The 13,385-nt window shown below is 63.2% G+C and carries 14 protein-coding genes; 9 read left to right on the top strand and 5 right to left on the bottom strand.

Going from position 1 to position 13,385, the window contains the following annotated elements:
* Positions 1-130: 130 nt before the first annotated feature.
* Complete coding sequence (gene coaBC / locus BS629_RS33225) at positions 131-1,336, top strand: bifunctional phosphopantothenoylcysteine decarboxylase/phosphopantothenate--cysteine ligase CoaBC (protein ID WP_018244466.1); 1,206 nt, start codon at positions 131-133, stop codon at positions 1,334-1,336.
* A gap of 30 nt (positions 1,337-1,366) precedes the next feature.
* Here the strand turns inward: coaBC and BS629_RS33220 are convergent, their stop codons facing one another.
* Positions 1,367-2,179: a class II glutamine amidotransferase gene (locus BS629_RS33220; protein ID WP_018244465.1), complete on the bottom strand. Its 813-nt coding sequence runs from the start codon at positions 2,177-2,179 to the stop codon at positions 1,367-1,369.
* A 527-nt stretch (positions 2,180-2,706) separates the two neighbouring features.
* On the opposite strand from BS629_RS33220, the gene BS629_RS33215 reads away from it, so the two are divergent.
* The 4 genes from BS629_RS33215 (at position 2,707) to BS629_RS33200 (ending at position 6,813) form a co-directional block, all read left to right on the top strand.
* A complete protein-coding gene (locus BS629_RS33215; protein WP_018244464.1) occupies positions 2,707-3,384 on the top strand; it encodes a FadR/GntR family transcriptional regulator in 678 nt (225 codons plus the stop codon).
* Positions 3,381-4,673 carry a CynX/NimT family MFS transporter gene (locus tag BS629_RS33210; protein ID WP_018244463.1) on the top strand — a complete coding sequence of 431 codons (1,293 nt, stop codon included), beginning with the start codon at positions 3,381-3,383 and terminating at the stop codon, positions 4,671-4,673. Before BS629_RS33215 ends, BS629_RS33210 begins: the two co-directional genes overlap by 4 nt.
* Positions 4,674-4,771: 98 nt before the next feature.
* Positions 4,772-6,301, top strand: coding sequence for a S10 family peptidase (locus tag BS629_RS33205; RefSeq protein WP_018244462.1), 1,530 nt, complete (start codon positions 4,772-4,774; stop codon positions 6,299-6,301).
* Positions 6,302-6,411: 110 nt separating this feature from the next.
* A complete protein-coding gene (locus BS629_RS33200) occupies positions 6,412-6,813 on the top strand; it encodes a GFA family protein (protein ID WP_018447814.1) in 402 nt (133 codons plus the stop codon).
* 40 nt (positions 6,814-6,853) lie between these two features.
* Here the strand turns inward: BS629_RS33200 and BS629_RS33195 are convergent, their stop codons facing one another.
* Positions 6,854-7,435, bottom strand: coding sequence for an Lrp/AsnC family transcriptional regulator (locus BS629_RS33195; protein ID WP_018244460.1), 582 nt, complete (start codon positions 7,433-7,435; stop codon positions 6,854-6,856).
* Positions 7,436-7,462: 27 nt separating this feature from the next.
* Here BS629_RS33195 and BS629_RS33190 point away from each other — a divergent pair, with 27 nt between their 5' ends.
* The gene (locus BS629_RS33190) at positions 7,463-7,849 is read left to right on the top strand and encodes a RidA family protein (protein WP_018244459.1); all 387 of its coding nucleotides are present in this window, start codon (positions 7,463-7,465) and stop codon (positions 7,847-7,849) included.
* A 44-nt stretch (positions 7,850-7,893) separates the two neighbouring features.
* Here the strand turns inward: BS629_RS33190 and BS629_RS33185 are convergent, their stop codons facing one another.
* Positions 7,894-8,601: a glutathione S-transferase family protein gene (locus BS629_RS33185; protein ID WP_018244458.1), complete on the bottom strand. Its 708-nt coding sequence runs from the start codon at positions 8,599-8,601 to the stop codon at positions 7,894-7,896.
* Between the two features lie 114 nt (positions 8,602-8,715).
* Between BS629_RS33185 and BS629_RS33180 the strand changes: the two genes are divergently transcribed.
* Positions 8,716-9,633, top strand: coding sequence for a LysR substrate-binding domain-containing protein (locus BS629_RS33180; RefSeq protein WP_018244457.1), 918 nt, complete (start codon positions 8,716-8,718; stop codon positions 9,631-9,633).
* Positions 9,634-9,709: 76 nt separating this feature from the next.
* Here BS629_RS33180 and BS629_RS33175 read toward each other — a convergent pair whose 3' ends face one another.
* Entirely contained in the window at positions 9,710-11,293 is a 1,584-nt protein-coding gene (locus BS629_RS33175) for a peptide chain release factor 3 (protein WP_018244456.1), read from the bottom strand.
* 91 nt (positions 11,294-11,384) lie between these two features.
* On the opposite strand from BS629_RS33175, the gene dut reads away from it, so the two are divergent.
* Together dut and BS629_RS33165 are read left to right on the top strand one after the other, a co-directional pair.
* The gene (dut, locus tag BS629_RS33170) at positions 11,385-11,855 is read left to right on the top strand and encodes a dUTP diphosphatase (protein WP_018244455.1); all 471 of its coding nucleotides are present in this window, start codon (positions 11,385-11,387) and stop codon (positions 11,853-11,855) included.
* Positions 11,855-12,754, top strand: coding sequence for a GNAT family N-acetyltransferase (locus BS629_RS33165; protein WP_018244454.1), 900 nt, complete (start codon positions 11,855-11,857; stop codon positions 12,752-12,754). The genes dut and BS629_RS33165 overlap by 1 nt, the downstream gene beginning before the upstream one ends.
* Before the next feature lie 73 nt (positions 12,755-12,827).
* Here the strand turns inward: BS629_RS33165 and BS629_RS33160 are convergent, their stop codons facing one another.
* Positions 12,828-13,292: an Lrp/AsnC family transcriptional regulator gene (locus tag BS629_RS33160; RefSeq protein ID WP_018244453.1), complete on the bottom strand. Its 465-nt coding sequence runs from the start codon at positions 13,290-13,292 to the stop codon at positions 12,828-12,830.
* Between the last annotated feature and the right edge of the window lie 93 nt (positions 13,293-13,385).

Here is a 13,385-nt window from a genome sequence, read left to right as displayed (position 1 = left end):
GGCATGGCGATTGCGATCGTCATGCGGCGGCTTCCGGAGCAGCTCCAATGCCTATCGGCGGCGCGATTGCATGTTCTCCGCCAAAGGCTTAGGGTCGAGGGCGGTCAGAAAAGGCAACGGGTAGAAGGCCATGGCTCTCAGCGGCAAACGCATCCTCCTCATCATCTCCGGCGGCATCGCGGCCTATAAGAGCCTGGATCTGATCCGCCGGCTGCGCGAGCGCGGCGCGAGCGTGCGCCCTGTGATGACCAAAGGCGCCCAGGAATTCGTCACGCCGCTTGCCGTCGGTGCATTGGCGGCGGACCATGTGTACCTCGATCTGTTTTCGCGACAGGACGAACAGGATATCGGTCATATCCGGCTGGCGCGCGACTGCGACCTCGTGCTGATCGCCCCTGCCACCGCCGATCTGATGGCGAAGATGGCGAATGGGCTTGCCGACGATCTCGCCTCGACGGTGCTTCTGGCGACCAATGGGCCGGTGCTTGCCGCACCGGCGATGAACCCCGCCATGTGGGCGCATCCGGCAACGCGGCGGAATGCCGCGATGCTCAGAGCCGACGGCATCCGCTTCGTCGGGCCGATGGCCGGCGAGATGGCGGAAAGCCGGGAGGCAGGGCTCGGCCGGATGGCGGAACCGCTGGAGATCGTCGCTGCTGCCGAAACCATGCTCGACGACGGAGAAAAGCCGCTCAAGGGACGCAAGGCAATCGTCACGTCAGGACCGACGCATGAGCCGATCGATCCGGTGCGCTATATCGCCAACCGCTCCTCCGGCCGGCAGGGGCATGCGATCGCAGCAGCCCTTGCAAAGCTCGGAGCGGAGGTGACGCTCGTATCGGGGCCGGTGGCAATCGCCGACCCCGTCGGCGTGACAGTCGTGCATGTCGAGCGGGCTGAAGAAATGCGTGATGCCGTGCTTGCGGCGCTGCCGGCCGACATCGCCGTGATGGTCGCAGCGGTGGCGGACTGGCGCGTCGCCTCGGCGGCCGACCAGAAGCTGAAGAAACATCCGGGCGAATCCATCCCGACGCTGGCGCTGACCGAGAACCCGGACATCCTGAAAACCGTCGGCCATCATACGATGCGGCCGAAGCTGGTGATCGGCTTTGCCGCCGAGACCCAGGACGTCGAAAGCAATGCAAAGGCAAAACTCGAAAGGAAAGGCGCCGACATGATCGTCGCCAATGACGTTTCTCCTGCGACTGGCATCATGGGCGGCAGCCACAACCGCGTCAAACTCGTTCGCCGCGACGGCGTCGAGCAATGGCCTGACCTGGCGAAGGAAGAGGTTGCCGAACGGCTCGCGGCGCTGATCGCCAGGCAGTTCAGCTAATCGCCAGCGGCTCAGCTATCGTCGAGCGGCTCAGGCAGGAATAGCCACGCGCGGCGGCTTGGAGGCACTCCGCTTCTCCGGCCGGAAGTCGGCGACGTCGATGCCGTCTTTACCGACGGTGACGGCGCTGCCATCCGGAATTTCCGCCCAGGCATCGCCATCGTCGTTCAGCGGCTCGGACACGAGGCAATAGCCCGCACCCACAGGCGAGGCATAGAGCGTCGGCGCCTTGCGGTCGGTCGCATAGCGAACAGCATAGAGCATGTTGCCATCGGAGAAGGCAGCGGTAAAGCGCAGCAGGATCGAGCCGATGACGCTGTCGGCCAGGTCCTCGACGACACCGATCATGTGAGCCATCGCAGCGATCGGCGCCTCGCGCAGACCGAATTGCAGCGCCAGCAGGAACATCAGTTCGGAATCGGTCGTGCCGCCGCGGGCATTGAACAGCTCGTCGTCGAGCATCGCCTCCATCGGCCGGCGCAGACGCTCGAAACCGGTGATCTGGCCGTTGTGCATGAAAGACCAGGTGCCATGGGTGAAGGGGTGGCAGTTGTCGCGGCGCGTGCCGCCGCCTGTGGCAGCGCGGACATGGGCGAGGAAGAGCGGCGAACGGATCTGCCGTGCCAGGCTCTTCAGATTGCAATCCGACCAGGCCGGCAGGATATCGCGGTAGCGGCCGGGCTCGGGCCTGTCGCCATACCAGGCGATACCGAAGCCATCACCATTCGTCGCCGTCTTGGCGCGGGTGGCGCAATGGGACTGCTCGATCAGCGAGTGCGCAGGCGAGGATACCAGTTCCTCAAGATAGAGAGGGTCTCCGCGATAGGCTGCCCAGCGACACATGGCTTTCTTGCTCCGGAACCCGCCGCCGCATCGGCGGGAATGCTCTAAATTGTCTGATGTCACGGCTAATAACAGCTTAACGCGTTGCCGGTTTGCAAGGGCAACATGACGGTTTCGTGACGTCTGGCACCTTCACATTCGGCGAAAAGCCGTGTTCTTTTGTGAACACCCGCGCTTCTCTCAAAGCAGCGCAGGCGTGCATTTCTGCTTGCATCTCAGAAGAATCAGCCTAACTTTAAGCCATCAGCAACAGAACGAAAGGAAGGTGATCCAATGTCTAATGAGATTTCGGACCTCGTAACGGGCATGGAAGAGGTGACGAAGGCGAGGCAGCCCTCGCTCTAATCCCCGCCTTCCTAGGGCTGCATAGACAGTCCAGGCCAGTTTGAGGCCAAACTCATGGAAAGGGTCGCCGAGGCGGCCCTTTTTTATTGTCTTGATGTCTTTATCGTCTTGATGTCAGGCGTTGACGAAAGATCGAAATCTCACTACTCATAAAGTCATCAGATGACTTTATGAGTAGTGAGATGCGAGCGCTCAGCAAGACCAATCTCGCGGATGAGGCGATCGAGGCGATCCGCGGCGACATTCTCGGCAAACGCTGGGCGGTCGGCGAGAAATTGCCGAATGAAGCCTCGCTGTCGGCCATGCTTTCCGTCAGCCGCGGCACCGTGCGCGAGGCGGTGCGCGTTCTCGTCTCCCAGGGTTATCTCGAAACAAGACAGGGTTCGGGAACCTATGTCCGCTCGACGACCGATGCCGGCCGGCCGTTGACGATGGCCCGGCGCGCCAGCCTGCGTGACCAGTTCGAGGCGCGCTTGGCGCTCGACGTCGAGGCAGCCCGGCTGACGGCGATCCGCAAGACGCCGAAGACGGTTGCCGGGCTTCGCAGGCTGCTTGCCGAACGTGGCAATTACGACGGCGGCGATCAGGCCGCCTTCATCGAACGCGACCTCGCCTTCCACAAGGCTGTCATCGCCGCTTCCGGCAACCGGGCGATGATCGAGATCTACGATTTCTTTTCGGCCTCGATCGCCGATACCATTGCGGCGACGCTCGGCAAGGACATTCCCGAGCCGGATATGCAGGCGCATGCCGATATCGTCGACGCCATCGAAACCGGCGATCCCGACGAGGCGGATGCGGCGGTGCGCCGCTTCATGGCGCCCGTTCTTGCCGCCCTCGACAGGATGATCCTGTCATGAACGCGCCGTCCAGCCATGCCGCCAGCGCGCTCGACCCCGCCGACGAATTGCTGATCGACGCCGAGGCCGGCAGCCTTCCGCCGCCGCAGGCAACGCCGGTGCGGGGAGCTGCCGGGCGTTTCCTGCTCGGCGCGAGCCTGGTGCTGATCGCCTTCAACCTGCGCCCGGTCTTCTCGAGCGCCTCGGCGCTGCTGCCGGAGATCCGCTCGGAGCTCGGTCTCAGCGCGCTGGGCGCCAGCCTACTGACGACGCTACCGGTCGTCTGCCTTGGTGCCTTCTCGCCGCTTGCGCCTCGTCTTGCCCAGCGCCTCGGGACGGAGCGCACGCTGCTCGGCGTTCTGCTGCTTCTCGCACTCGGCACGGGTTTGCGCGGACTTTCCTCCGTGCCACTGCTCTTCATCGGCACCGCCCTTGCGGGCGCCTGTATTGCTGTCGGCAACGTGCTGCTGCCGGGGCTGGTGAAGCGCGATTTCGCCGGGCGCGCCGCACTGATGACCGGCTTCTACACGATGGCGCTTTGCGCCGGTGCGGCAAGTGCCGCCGGGCTGACACTGCCGATCGAGCATGGATTGGGCGGCTCTCTCGAGGGTGCCCTCGCTGTCTGGGCGCTGCCCGCCCTGATCGTCAGCCTGCTCTGGCTGCCCGAAGTTCTTCGCAGCGGCCGGCAGGCAAGACGAAATGGCTTCCACGTCAAAGGCCTCTGGCGCGACCGGCTCGCCTGGCAAGTCACGCTGTTCATGGGGCTGCAATCGGCACTTGCCTATTGCGTCTTCGGCTGGCTGGTTCCGATCTTACGCGAACGCGGGCTCGACGGCGTCACATCAGGGGCGATCGTTTCCCTGTCGGTGATGGTACAGGCGGCATCCTGCCTGATCGTTCCGCATATCGCCGTGCGCGGCCGCGACCAGCGGCTGATCAATGCGAGCCTCTGCGGCGTCGCCGTCATCGCCCTGCTCGGCCTGCTCTTCGCGCCACTTTCGACGGTCTGGCTATGGGCGGTGCTGCAGGGCATCGGCCAGGGTGGGCTGATCGCGGCGGCCATGACGACGATCGTGCTGCGCTCACGCGATCCCGATGTCGCCGCCCATCTTTCCGGCATGGCGCAATGCGTCGGTTACCTGCTTGCCGCCATCGGCCCGCTCATCGTCGGCCTCATCCGCGGCTGGACCGGCAGCTTTTCCTGGTGCGCTGCCCTCTTCGTCGCGCTCGGGCTGGGCGCGGCGATCAACGGCTGGAAGGCCGGCCGTGCGATCGAGATCAATGTTCACGCGGTCGAGAAGGTCGGCTGAAGCTCGCTCACTGGCCCATCACCATCTCTTGATGCCCGTCGTCGGCCGCGGATGCTACGCTATCTCAGCCTCTCATTCCCCACGCCGGAGGAGACATCTTGCGCATACGAACCCTGTTTCTGTTCACCGCGCTCGCAGCAATGCTGGCCCCCGCCCTTTCCCATGCGCAGGAAAGCGATCCACCGAGGGCGAATGTCCAGAGCGGCGCACGCGATGGCGTGCTGAAGCTGCTGCCGGCCGATTCCGTCACCGAGCACGCGCTGACGATCGGCGGCCGGAAGATTGCCTATACTGCCACCGCCGGCACGCTGGATCTCTTCGGCCAGGACGGCGTACAGACCGGCGCGGTCTTCTACACCGCCTATGTCGCAAGGGATGGCGGGCCGAACCGGCCTCTGACCTTTGCCTTCAACGGCGGGCCGGGTGCTGCTTCCGCCTTCCTGCATCTCGGGCTGGTCGGGCCGAAGGTACTCGATTTCGGGCCGGACGGACGCGACGGCGCCAATGCGAAACTCGTCGACAATCCGCAAAGCTGGCTCGATTTCACCGATCTCGTGCTGATCGACCCGATCGGCACCGGCTGGAGCCGGACGGCAAAGGCCGACGACGCCTCCAATTATTATAACGTCAGTGCCGATGCCCAGAGCATCGCCAAGGCAATTGCGCTCTATGTCGCGCACAACAACCGTTCCAACTCGCCGAAATATCTTCTCGGCGAGAGTTATGGCGGCTTCCGTGCGGCCAAGGTCGCCTCGGTGCTGCAGGAAAGCCAGGGCATCATCGTCGCCGGCGCGGTGATGCTTTCCCCCCTGCTCGAGGGCCAGCTGATGTTCAATGCCGATCAATTTGCGCTCGGCGCGGCGCTGGAGCTGCCGTCACTGGCGGCGGCCGAACTCGACCGGCACGAGGCCTTTGACGAAGAGAAGCAGAAGGAGGCCGAGACCTTCGCGCTCGGCGACTATCTGACGACGCTGGCCGGACCACCGCCGACGGGTGCCGATGCCGCCGCCTTCTATGGCAGGATCGCTCGCCTGACGGGCATCCCAGAGGATATCGTCACCCGCAACCGCGGCTTCCTCGGCAGTTCCTTCGTCAAACATTCAGATGGGGGCGGCGAGGTGATGAGCGCCTACGACGCCTCCTTTGCAGCACCCGATCCCTATCCGGAATCCGATTACGACCGCGGCGACGACGCCATCCTCGACGGCTTCACCCGCGCCTATGGCGGCGCCTTTGCCGATTACGCCCGCAACGAGCTCGGCTTCAAGACGGAGATGACCTATTCGCTGCTCGACGGCGATATCAGCCGGCGCTGGGAATGGGGCGGCGGGCGCGGCGGCGGATCGCGCTTCCAGGCCAGCGCTACCGACGACATCCGGCAACTGCTCGCCTCGAACTCAGCATTCCACCTGCTGATCGCGCATGGCTACAGCGATCTGGTGACGCCTTACAGCGTCAGCCGCTACGTCGTCGACCATCTGCCGCCCTCGCTCGCCGACGGCCGCGTCGGGCTAAAGCTTTATCGCGGCGGGCATATGTTCTATACGAAAGCCGATCAGCGGGCCGCCTTCACGGCGGATGCGAAGGCCTTCTACGCCGCCCACCCGGCCGCCCAGCCCGCTGAGTAAAGCGTAGCGCGATCAGATTCGCCTGCCATGCTTTGGTTCTTTGTTTTCCGCATGTCATGATCGCAAAACCGCTCTACACTTTTGCGCGACATGCTTTTGGGGGCTTGCCGATGCATATCACCGGAGGATGCCATTGCGGCGCGATCCGCTATCAGGCGGAGATCGATGCGGAGCGGATCTCGATCTGCCATTGCACCGATTGCCAGCGGTTGACGGGCTCCGCCTATCGCATCACCGCACCGGCGCGGCCGGGAAGTTTCACACTCCTATCAGGCGAGCCGAGAGGCTACGCAAAATATGGCGACAGCGGCGGTCTCAGCCGGCAATTCTTCTGCCCGAATTGCGGATCGCCGCTCTACCGCACGGACGGCGAAGGCGGCGCGATCGGCGTCCGCGTCGGCAGCATCGACCAGCGGCGGGAGCTGACGCCCAGGAAACAGATATGGTGCCGGTCGGCTTTGCCCGGGGTGGAGAATATCGAGCCGCTGCCACGTTTCGAGGGTGAGGACTAGCGAGACAGCTACGCTTAGACCGGAAACCGGGAGCGCTCGTCTATTCCGGCAGATGCATATCAGGCCAACTGTCGGTGACGCCGGCCTGTACCGGACGCTCCAGATAGCTGGAAAGCGCGATATAGCTGCGGGTGCCGGTGACGCCGGGAACGGCATGAATCTGCGAGAGAAAAGCCTCCAAGGCCTGCGGGCTTTCGGTACGGACCTTGAAGAGAACGCTGGCGTCGCCAGCGACCGAATGCATCTCCTCGACTTCGGGAAACTGCAGAACCTGCATCAACCGCTCGCTCTTGCCCCAGCCGGCCGCTTCCACATGCACGAAAGCAAGCAGCGGCTTGCCGAGCGCTGCGCCGTCGAGCGCAGCATGCACGCCCTTGATGGTGCCGGATTGTCTCAGGCGGCGCACACGCTCATGCACGGCCGGCGCCGACAGGCCGACCGTTTCGCCAAGCCTGGCATAGCTCTGGCTGCTGTCGGCGGCGAGCGCGGCTAATATTTTTCGGTCGAAAGCATCGATGACCGGCTGCTGCGGACGCCTCTGCCGAAGATCCTCTGTATTTTTCGTCATTCCGCAAAAGCCCCTTTCTGCCGAAGGATAATCGCCGATACTGCCATTATTCAACAGAATATTCGGAAGAGGAGAAATTTCATGGAGATGATCACGCGCAATCCGGCAAGTGGGGTCTATCCGGCCAGCCCTGATTACATCCATGCGCTGGAGGTCAGGCATCCGTCCCGGCTGCTCTTCGTCAGCGGTACGATGGGTCTCGATCAAGAGGGAATGGCGGCGGCCGATCTGGAAAGACAGCTGGAGCTCATCTGGTCCAATCTGCGCGCCATCCTCACTTCCGCTGATATGACCGTGGACAATATCGTGCGGCTGACGAGCTATCTCAGCGACGGCGCCTTTATGGAGGCGAACCAGAATGCCCGCCTTCGGGCCCTTGGCGGCCGCGCCGTGCCGACCACGGCGATCATCGTCGAAACGCTGCGTGACGACTGGCTGGTCGAGATCGAGATCATCGCTGCCGGCTAAGGCACATTGGCCGTCGCACCCCAGGGGTGCGACGGCGGCGGCGATCAGGCCGCCTGTTTCAACAGGCCGAGCGCTTCGGCCAGATCGACCTCGCCGCGGAAACCGCCGCTGCTTTTCGCTTCCTGCCGATGCTCGATCGCATGGGCAAAACGCACGGCCGGCTCCCGCTGCATGCGCTCATAGAGGCGATGCAGGCCGGGAAACTGCCGGCGGTCGACGACCTTATGGAAATCGTTCCAGCGGGCGATCCCGACGAAATAGGCATCCGCCAGGCTCGGCCCATTGCCGAGAAGCCATTCGCGGCCATCGAGCAGACGCTCCAGCGTCTGATGCGCCTTTTCGACCGCGGCAATGCCATAGGCTGTGAGGGCCTGCTTCTGCTGCGGCTCCAGAGGGTGTTCGAACGCATACCAGAGCGGGCCGAAGGCCTTGAAGAAACTGGTGTTGAGAAAGGCGAGCATCTGGTTCAGCCGATCGAAATCCTCCGACCCCTGCGCAAAACCCAGACCGCCGCCGATCGCGCGAGCGCCGATATGATGGAGGATCGCCATGCTTTCGCTGATCGTCCTGCCATCCTCGAGCAGCAGCGACGGCGTTTCGCCGACTTTGTTGATCCTGATGTAGTCTTCGCTGGAAACCATTTCCGGCATCTCGACTCGGCAGAGCCGATAAGGCAGGCCGGACCATTCCAGCGCGACGATCGAGCCGAAGGAGCAGCCCTCCGGCACGCCGTAAAACAATATGGGTGACATCAATCGTTCCTTTCAGAATTGACCCCGTTTGGACACGATGAATGTGAAGATGTGGACGATCCTGCGGTAGAGGCTATAAATGCGTCGCAATGTCCACATATCTGGAAGATAGCAATGACGCTCTTCAACCTCAACGACCTCCATCTTTTCGTGCAGGCCGTCGACAGCGGCAGTTTTACCGCCGCCGCCAGGCATCTCGGCATTCCGAAATCGACTGTGAGCAAACGCGTTGCGGAGCTGGAGGCACGGCTTGGCGTCAGGCTGATCCAGCGCACGTCGCGAAGCTTCGCGCTGACCGAGCTCGGCCGGGAATTCTTTCAGCACGCCCAGGCCTCGATCATCGAGGCGGAGATGGCCGAAGGCATCGTGCGGCGGCATCTGGCTGAACCCGCAGGCAGCGTTCGCCTCACCGCCTCGGTGCCGACGGCACAGTTTACCTTGACGGAGCATCTGCCGGCGCTGGCAGCGCGATATCCGAAGCTCAGGCTCTCCGTGCACGTGACGGACCGCTTCGTCGATATCGTGCAGGAAGGTTTCGACATCGCGCTGCGCAGCCATCGCGGGCCGCTGCCGGATTCCGCACTGGTACAGCGGAAGCTCGCCAGCCACCCTTTCTTCATCCTCGCCTCGCCGGATTATATCAGCACCCATGGGCAGCCGCGCCTGCCGGAGGAACTGGCGCAGCATGCGACGATCATGACCAGCCTGACGGAAAACCAATGGCGGTTCCACTCCGATGGCGGCGATGAGGCTCTCGTCACGCTGCATTCCGTCATGGCGGCGGATGAACCCTATGTCTTGATGGAAATGGCCGTGTCGGGGCTTGGCATTACCTGCCTGCCGACATCCGTCTGCCGCAAGGCGCTGGCAGACGGGCGGCTGGTGCGGGTGCTTCCGGAATGGACGGCGGGCAGCATCGAGACGACGATCCTGATGCCGCATCGGCGTGGCCAACTGCCGGCAGTGCGCGCCGTCGTCGATTTCCTGGCCGAACGGCTGGCGGCCCCGCATAACTCCTTAAGTCGGAATTGATTTAAGGAATTATGCGGTAGTTCAAAGTGCTACAGCGTCCTTTGCGCGTCTGAAAAGACGCGCGGCGCTGTAGAGATCACGCCGCCTTTGCGGCGTGATATTCCTTGATGGCGACCATCTTGATCGTCGGATGGCGCTCGGACTCGTAACGCAGCGAGAAACCGTCCTGGGCGAGGAAGACCGGGTCGCCGTCGAGGTCGCGGGCGATATCGCCGCGCTTGACGGTGAGGAATTTCTCGAGATCGGCCGGCTGCTCGGCCGAGATCCAGCGGCAGACGGAGAAACGCGACATTTCGAAGGAGACCGGCAAGCCGTATTCGGCCATCAGCCGCTCCTTCAAGACGTCGAGCTGCAGGGCGCCGACGACGCCGACGATCGCCGGCGAGCCGTCTTCCGGCGAGAACAGCTGGACGACGCCTTCTTCGGCCATCTGCTGCAGGGCTTCCTTCAGCTTCTTCGCCTTCATCGCGTCTTCCAGGCGCACGCGGCGCAGGATCTCCGGCGAGAAGTTCGGCACGCCCTGGAAGACCAGCGATTCACCTTCGGTCAGCGTATCGCCGATCCGGAGGGTCCCGTGGTTGGGAATGCCGACGACGTCGCCGGCATAGGCGGTGTCGGCGAGCTGGCGCTGCGAGGCGAAGAAGAATTGCGGCGCGGTCAGGCCCAGCTGCTTGCCGGTGCGGGCGAGCCTTGCCTTCATACCGCGCTCGAGCTTGCCGGAGCAGATGCGGGCAAAGGCGATGCGGTCGCGGTGGTTGGGGTCCATGTTGGCCTGGATCTTGAAGACGAAGGCCGTCATCTTGTCGTCGGTCGCATGCACGGTCCTGGTATCGGCGACCTGGTCACGCGGCGGCGGCGCGAAATCGCCGAGCGCGTTGATGAGATCGCGAACGCCGTAATTGCGCAGCGCCGAGCCGAAAAAGACAGGCGTCATATGGCCTTCCAGGAAGGATTCGCGGTCGAAGGGACGGCAGGCCTCGATCGCCAGTTCGGTCTCCTCGACAAAAGCCTTACGCTCGTTTTCGGGCAGCCTACCGGCGACGCTTTGCGGACCGTTGACCGGCGTTCCCTCGATTTCGGTATCCGAACCGCGCACCGTGTTGGCGGCGATATTGTAGGAGCCGCAAAAGGTCTTGGAGCGGCCGATCGGCCAGGTGATCGGCGCGGTATCCAGCGCCAGCTTCTCTTCCACTTCATCGAGGATCTCGAAGGGATCGCGGCTTTCGCGGTCCATCTTGTTGATAAAGGTGATGATCGGAATATCGCGCATGCGGCAGACTTCGAAGAGCTTCAGCGTGCGCGGCTCGATGCCCTTGGCGGCATCGATGACCATGACCGCGGCATCGACGGCCGTCAGCGTGCGATAGGTGTCGTCGGCGAAATCCTCGTGACCCGGCGTGTCGAGGATATTGAAGACATTATCGTTATATTCGAAGGTCATCACCGAGGTGACGACGGAGATGCCGCGTTCGCGCTCGATCTTCATCCAGTCGGAGCGCGTCTGCATGCGATCCTTCTTTGCCTTGACTTCGCCGGCAAGCTGAATGGCGCCGCCGAACAGCAGCAGCTTTTCGGTGAGCGTCGTCTTACCCGCGTCCGGGTGGGCGATAATAGCGAATGTGCGGCGGCGGGAGACCGCCTCGGCGAGACTTTCGGCCATACTTGTGAATCCTGTGGAATTGCCGCGTATCTAGCGACTAAAGGCCGACTTTGCAATTGACCTCGGCGTCGCGCGCGCAAAGTAATGGCCCATGAACATTCATCACGACGTCAGCCCCAGGCTGAAACTCATCCGCCTGCCGAATGGCGAAGGCCTCGATCTGCCCGCCTATGAAAGCAAGGGGGCGGCCGGCATGGACCTGCGCGCTGCCGTTGACGAGGCAGCACCGCTGACGCTTCTGCCCGGCAAACGGGCGCTGGTGCCGACCGGCTTCATCTTCGAGATCCCCGAGCATTTCGAGGGACAGGTGCGGCCGCGTTCCGGCCTTGCCTTCAAAAACGGCATCACCTGCCTGAATTCGCCTGGTACCGTCGACAGCGACTATCGCGGCGAAGTGAAGGTGCTGCTCGTCAATCTCGGCGAGGAAGCCTTCGTCATTTCGCGCGGCATGCGCATCGCCCAGATGGTGATCGCGCCGGTGACCCAGGCACGGGTGGTGGAGATCACCGAGGCAAGCGAAACGGTGCGCGGCGCAGGCGGTTTCGGCTCCACCGGCGTCTGATGGCACAGCGCCTCGACAGCGCGGGCCTGACCTTCCGGCAGGATTATTTCGGCGACCCCGCCGGCTGGGCGGCGCTGGTCTGCCTGCTCAGGGATATTTTCGGCATCGATATCGGACCGCTGCAACAGCTCGGCGGCCCCGACCCCACCAGCATGCCCTTCGGCTGGTTCGACGCCGAAGGGGAACTTGCGGCGAATATCTCGGCCTTTGCGCTGCCCTTCGTCCTCAACGGCAGGAACGTCCATGCCGCCGGCCTGCAATCCGGCGCCGTGCGGCCGCCATGGCGCGGCCGCGGGCTCTATCGCGACGTCACGGTAAAAGCCCTCGACTGGTGCGAGCGACAGGGCTTTGAAGCCGTCATCCTCTATACCGACAAACCGTCGCTCTACGAACCCTACGGTTTCCGCGCGATAGCGCTGCACCGATACGAGGGACCGACGCCCGACCCTTCGTCTTCCGCCGCCCGCGCCCGGCCGCTTTTGCCGACAAACGCGGATGATCTTGCCCTGCTGCAATCGCTGCTGAAAAGACGACGCCCGGTTTCGACCTCGCTGGCGGTCACAGTCAATGCGGCGATGTTTCTGATCAACACCCGGCTCGATCCCGATATCCGCATCAGCTTCCTGGAAGACCGGCAGGCGGCGATCGCATGGAAGATGGATGAGGCAGGCCGCTTCAGCCTCCTCGACGTCGTGGCGGCTGACATACCGTCGCTTGCAGCGATCCTTGGCGGACTGGAGATCGCCCCCGCCTCTGTCGAAGTGCTTTTCCGTCCCGACAAGCTCGGCTGGGACGGTGTTCCGCAACCGTTGGAAAGCGGCACGAGGTTGATGCTGCGCGGGCTCGGCCATGCCACCCCGGATTTTCCGGCGATGTTGTCGCCGATGGCGGAATTCTAGAGCAGTTCCAGCAAAACTGCGCAGCGGTTTTGCGACCGGAATGCGCAAAAACAAAAAGGCGTTTCGCCGCCCCCTATTTCCGCCGGGAAAGCGGCGGCAGGCGGCGTTTGACGGGCGAGGCCTTGATCATCGCGGTGTTGGTCTCCGCCCTTTCGGCAACCCGGTCGAGGATGCCGTCGAGATCGGCCATCGAGCGGATGACCAGGCGGGCGATAAAACAATCATCACCCGTCACCTTGTCGCATTCGATGATTTCGGGAATTTCCTCGATGATGCGCTCGACGATGTGCAACTGCCCCGGCAGCGGACGCACGCGCACGATCGCCTGCAGGGGATAACCGACGGCGGCGGGATCGAGATCAATGGTGAAGGCCTTGATGACGCCACGCTCCTCCAACCGCCGCAGGCGCTCGGCCGCACTCGGCGAAGAGAGGCCGACCTGCTGGGCCAGTTCCTTCAGCGAGATCCGCGCATTCCCGGCCAGCGCCTCCAGAATGGCCTGATCAATTTCGTCGAGCGATTGCACATCATTAGCCACGACGAGATATTCTCCTCTTATGATTAGGCAACATCGATCATCTTCCTTCTTATCCTTATATAAAATCGCCTATCGCCGCAATATTCTTATGCC

Source organism: Rhizobium leguminosarum bv. viciae USDA 2370 (assembly GCF_002008365.1).
GTDB lineage: Bacteria > Pseudomonadota > Alphaproteobacteria > Rhizobiales > Rhizobiaceae > Rhizobium > Rhizobium leguminosarum.
Note: the sequence above shows the minus strand (reverse complement) of the source record. Positions and strands in the feature narration are given on the sequence as shown.

What these genes read in the sequence shown, in the direction of transcription:
- coaBC (WP_018244466.1), top strand. Translation starts at nt 131, where the DNA reads ATGGCTCTCAGCGGCAAACGCATCCTCCTCATCATCTCCGGCGGCATC.
- BS629_RS33220 (WP_018244465.1), bottom strand. Translation starts at nt 2,179, where the DNA reads ATGTGTCGCTGGGCAGCCTATCGCGGAGACCCTCTCTATCTTGAGGAA.
- BS629_RS33215 (WP_018244464.1), top strand. Translation starts at nt 2,707, where the DNA reads ATGCGAGCGCTCAGCAAGACCAATCTCGCGGATGAGGCGATCGAGGCG.
- BS629_RS33210 (WP_018244463.1), top strand. Translation starts at nt 3,381, where the DNA reads ATGAACGCGCCGTCCAGCCATGCCGCCAGCGCGCTCGACCCCGCCGAC.
- BS629_RS33200 (WP_018447814.1), top strand. Translation starts at nt 6,412, where the DNA reads ATGCATATCACCGGAGGATGCCATTGCGGCGCGATCCGCTATCAGGCG.
- BS629_RS33190 (WP_018244459.1), top strand. Translation starts at nt 7,463, where the DNA reads ATGGAGATGATCACGCGCAATCCGGCAAGTGGGGTCTATCCGGCCAGC.
- BS629_RS33185 (WP_018244458.1), bottom strand. Translation starts at nt 8,601, where the DNA reads ATGTCACCCATATTGTTTTACGGCGTGCCGGAGGGCTGCTCCTTCGGC.
- BS629_RS33180 (WP_018244457.1), top strand. Translation starts at nt 8,716, where the DNA reads ATGACGCTCTTCAACCTCAACGACCTCCATCTTTTCGTGCAGGCCGTC.
- BS629_RS33175 (WP_018244456.1), bottom strand. Translation starts at nt 11,293, where the DNA reads ATGGCCGAAAGTCTCGCCGAGGCGGTCTCCCGCCGCCGCACATTCGCT.
- dut (WP_018244455.1), top strand. Translation starts at nt 11,385, where the DNA reads ATGAACATTCATCACGACGTCAGCCCCAGGCTGAAACTCATCCGCCTG.
- BS629_RS33165 (WP_018244454.1), top strand. Translation starts at nt 11,855, where the DNA reads ATGGCACAGCGCCTCGACAGCGCGGGCCTGACCTTCCGGCAGGATTAT.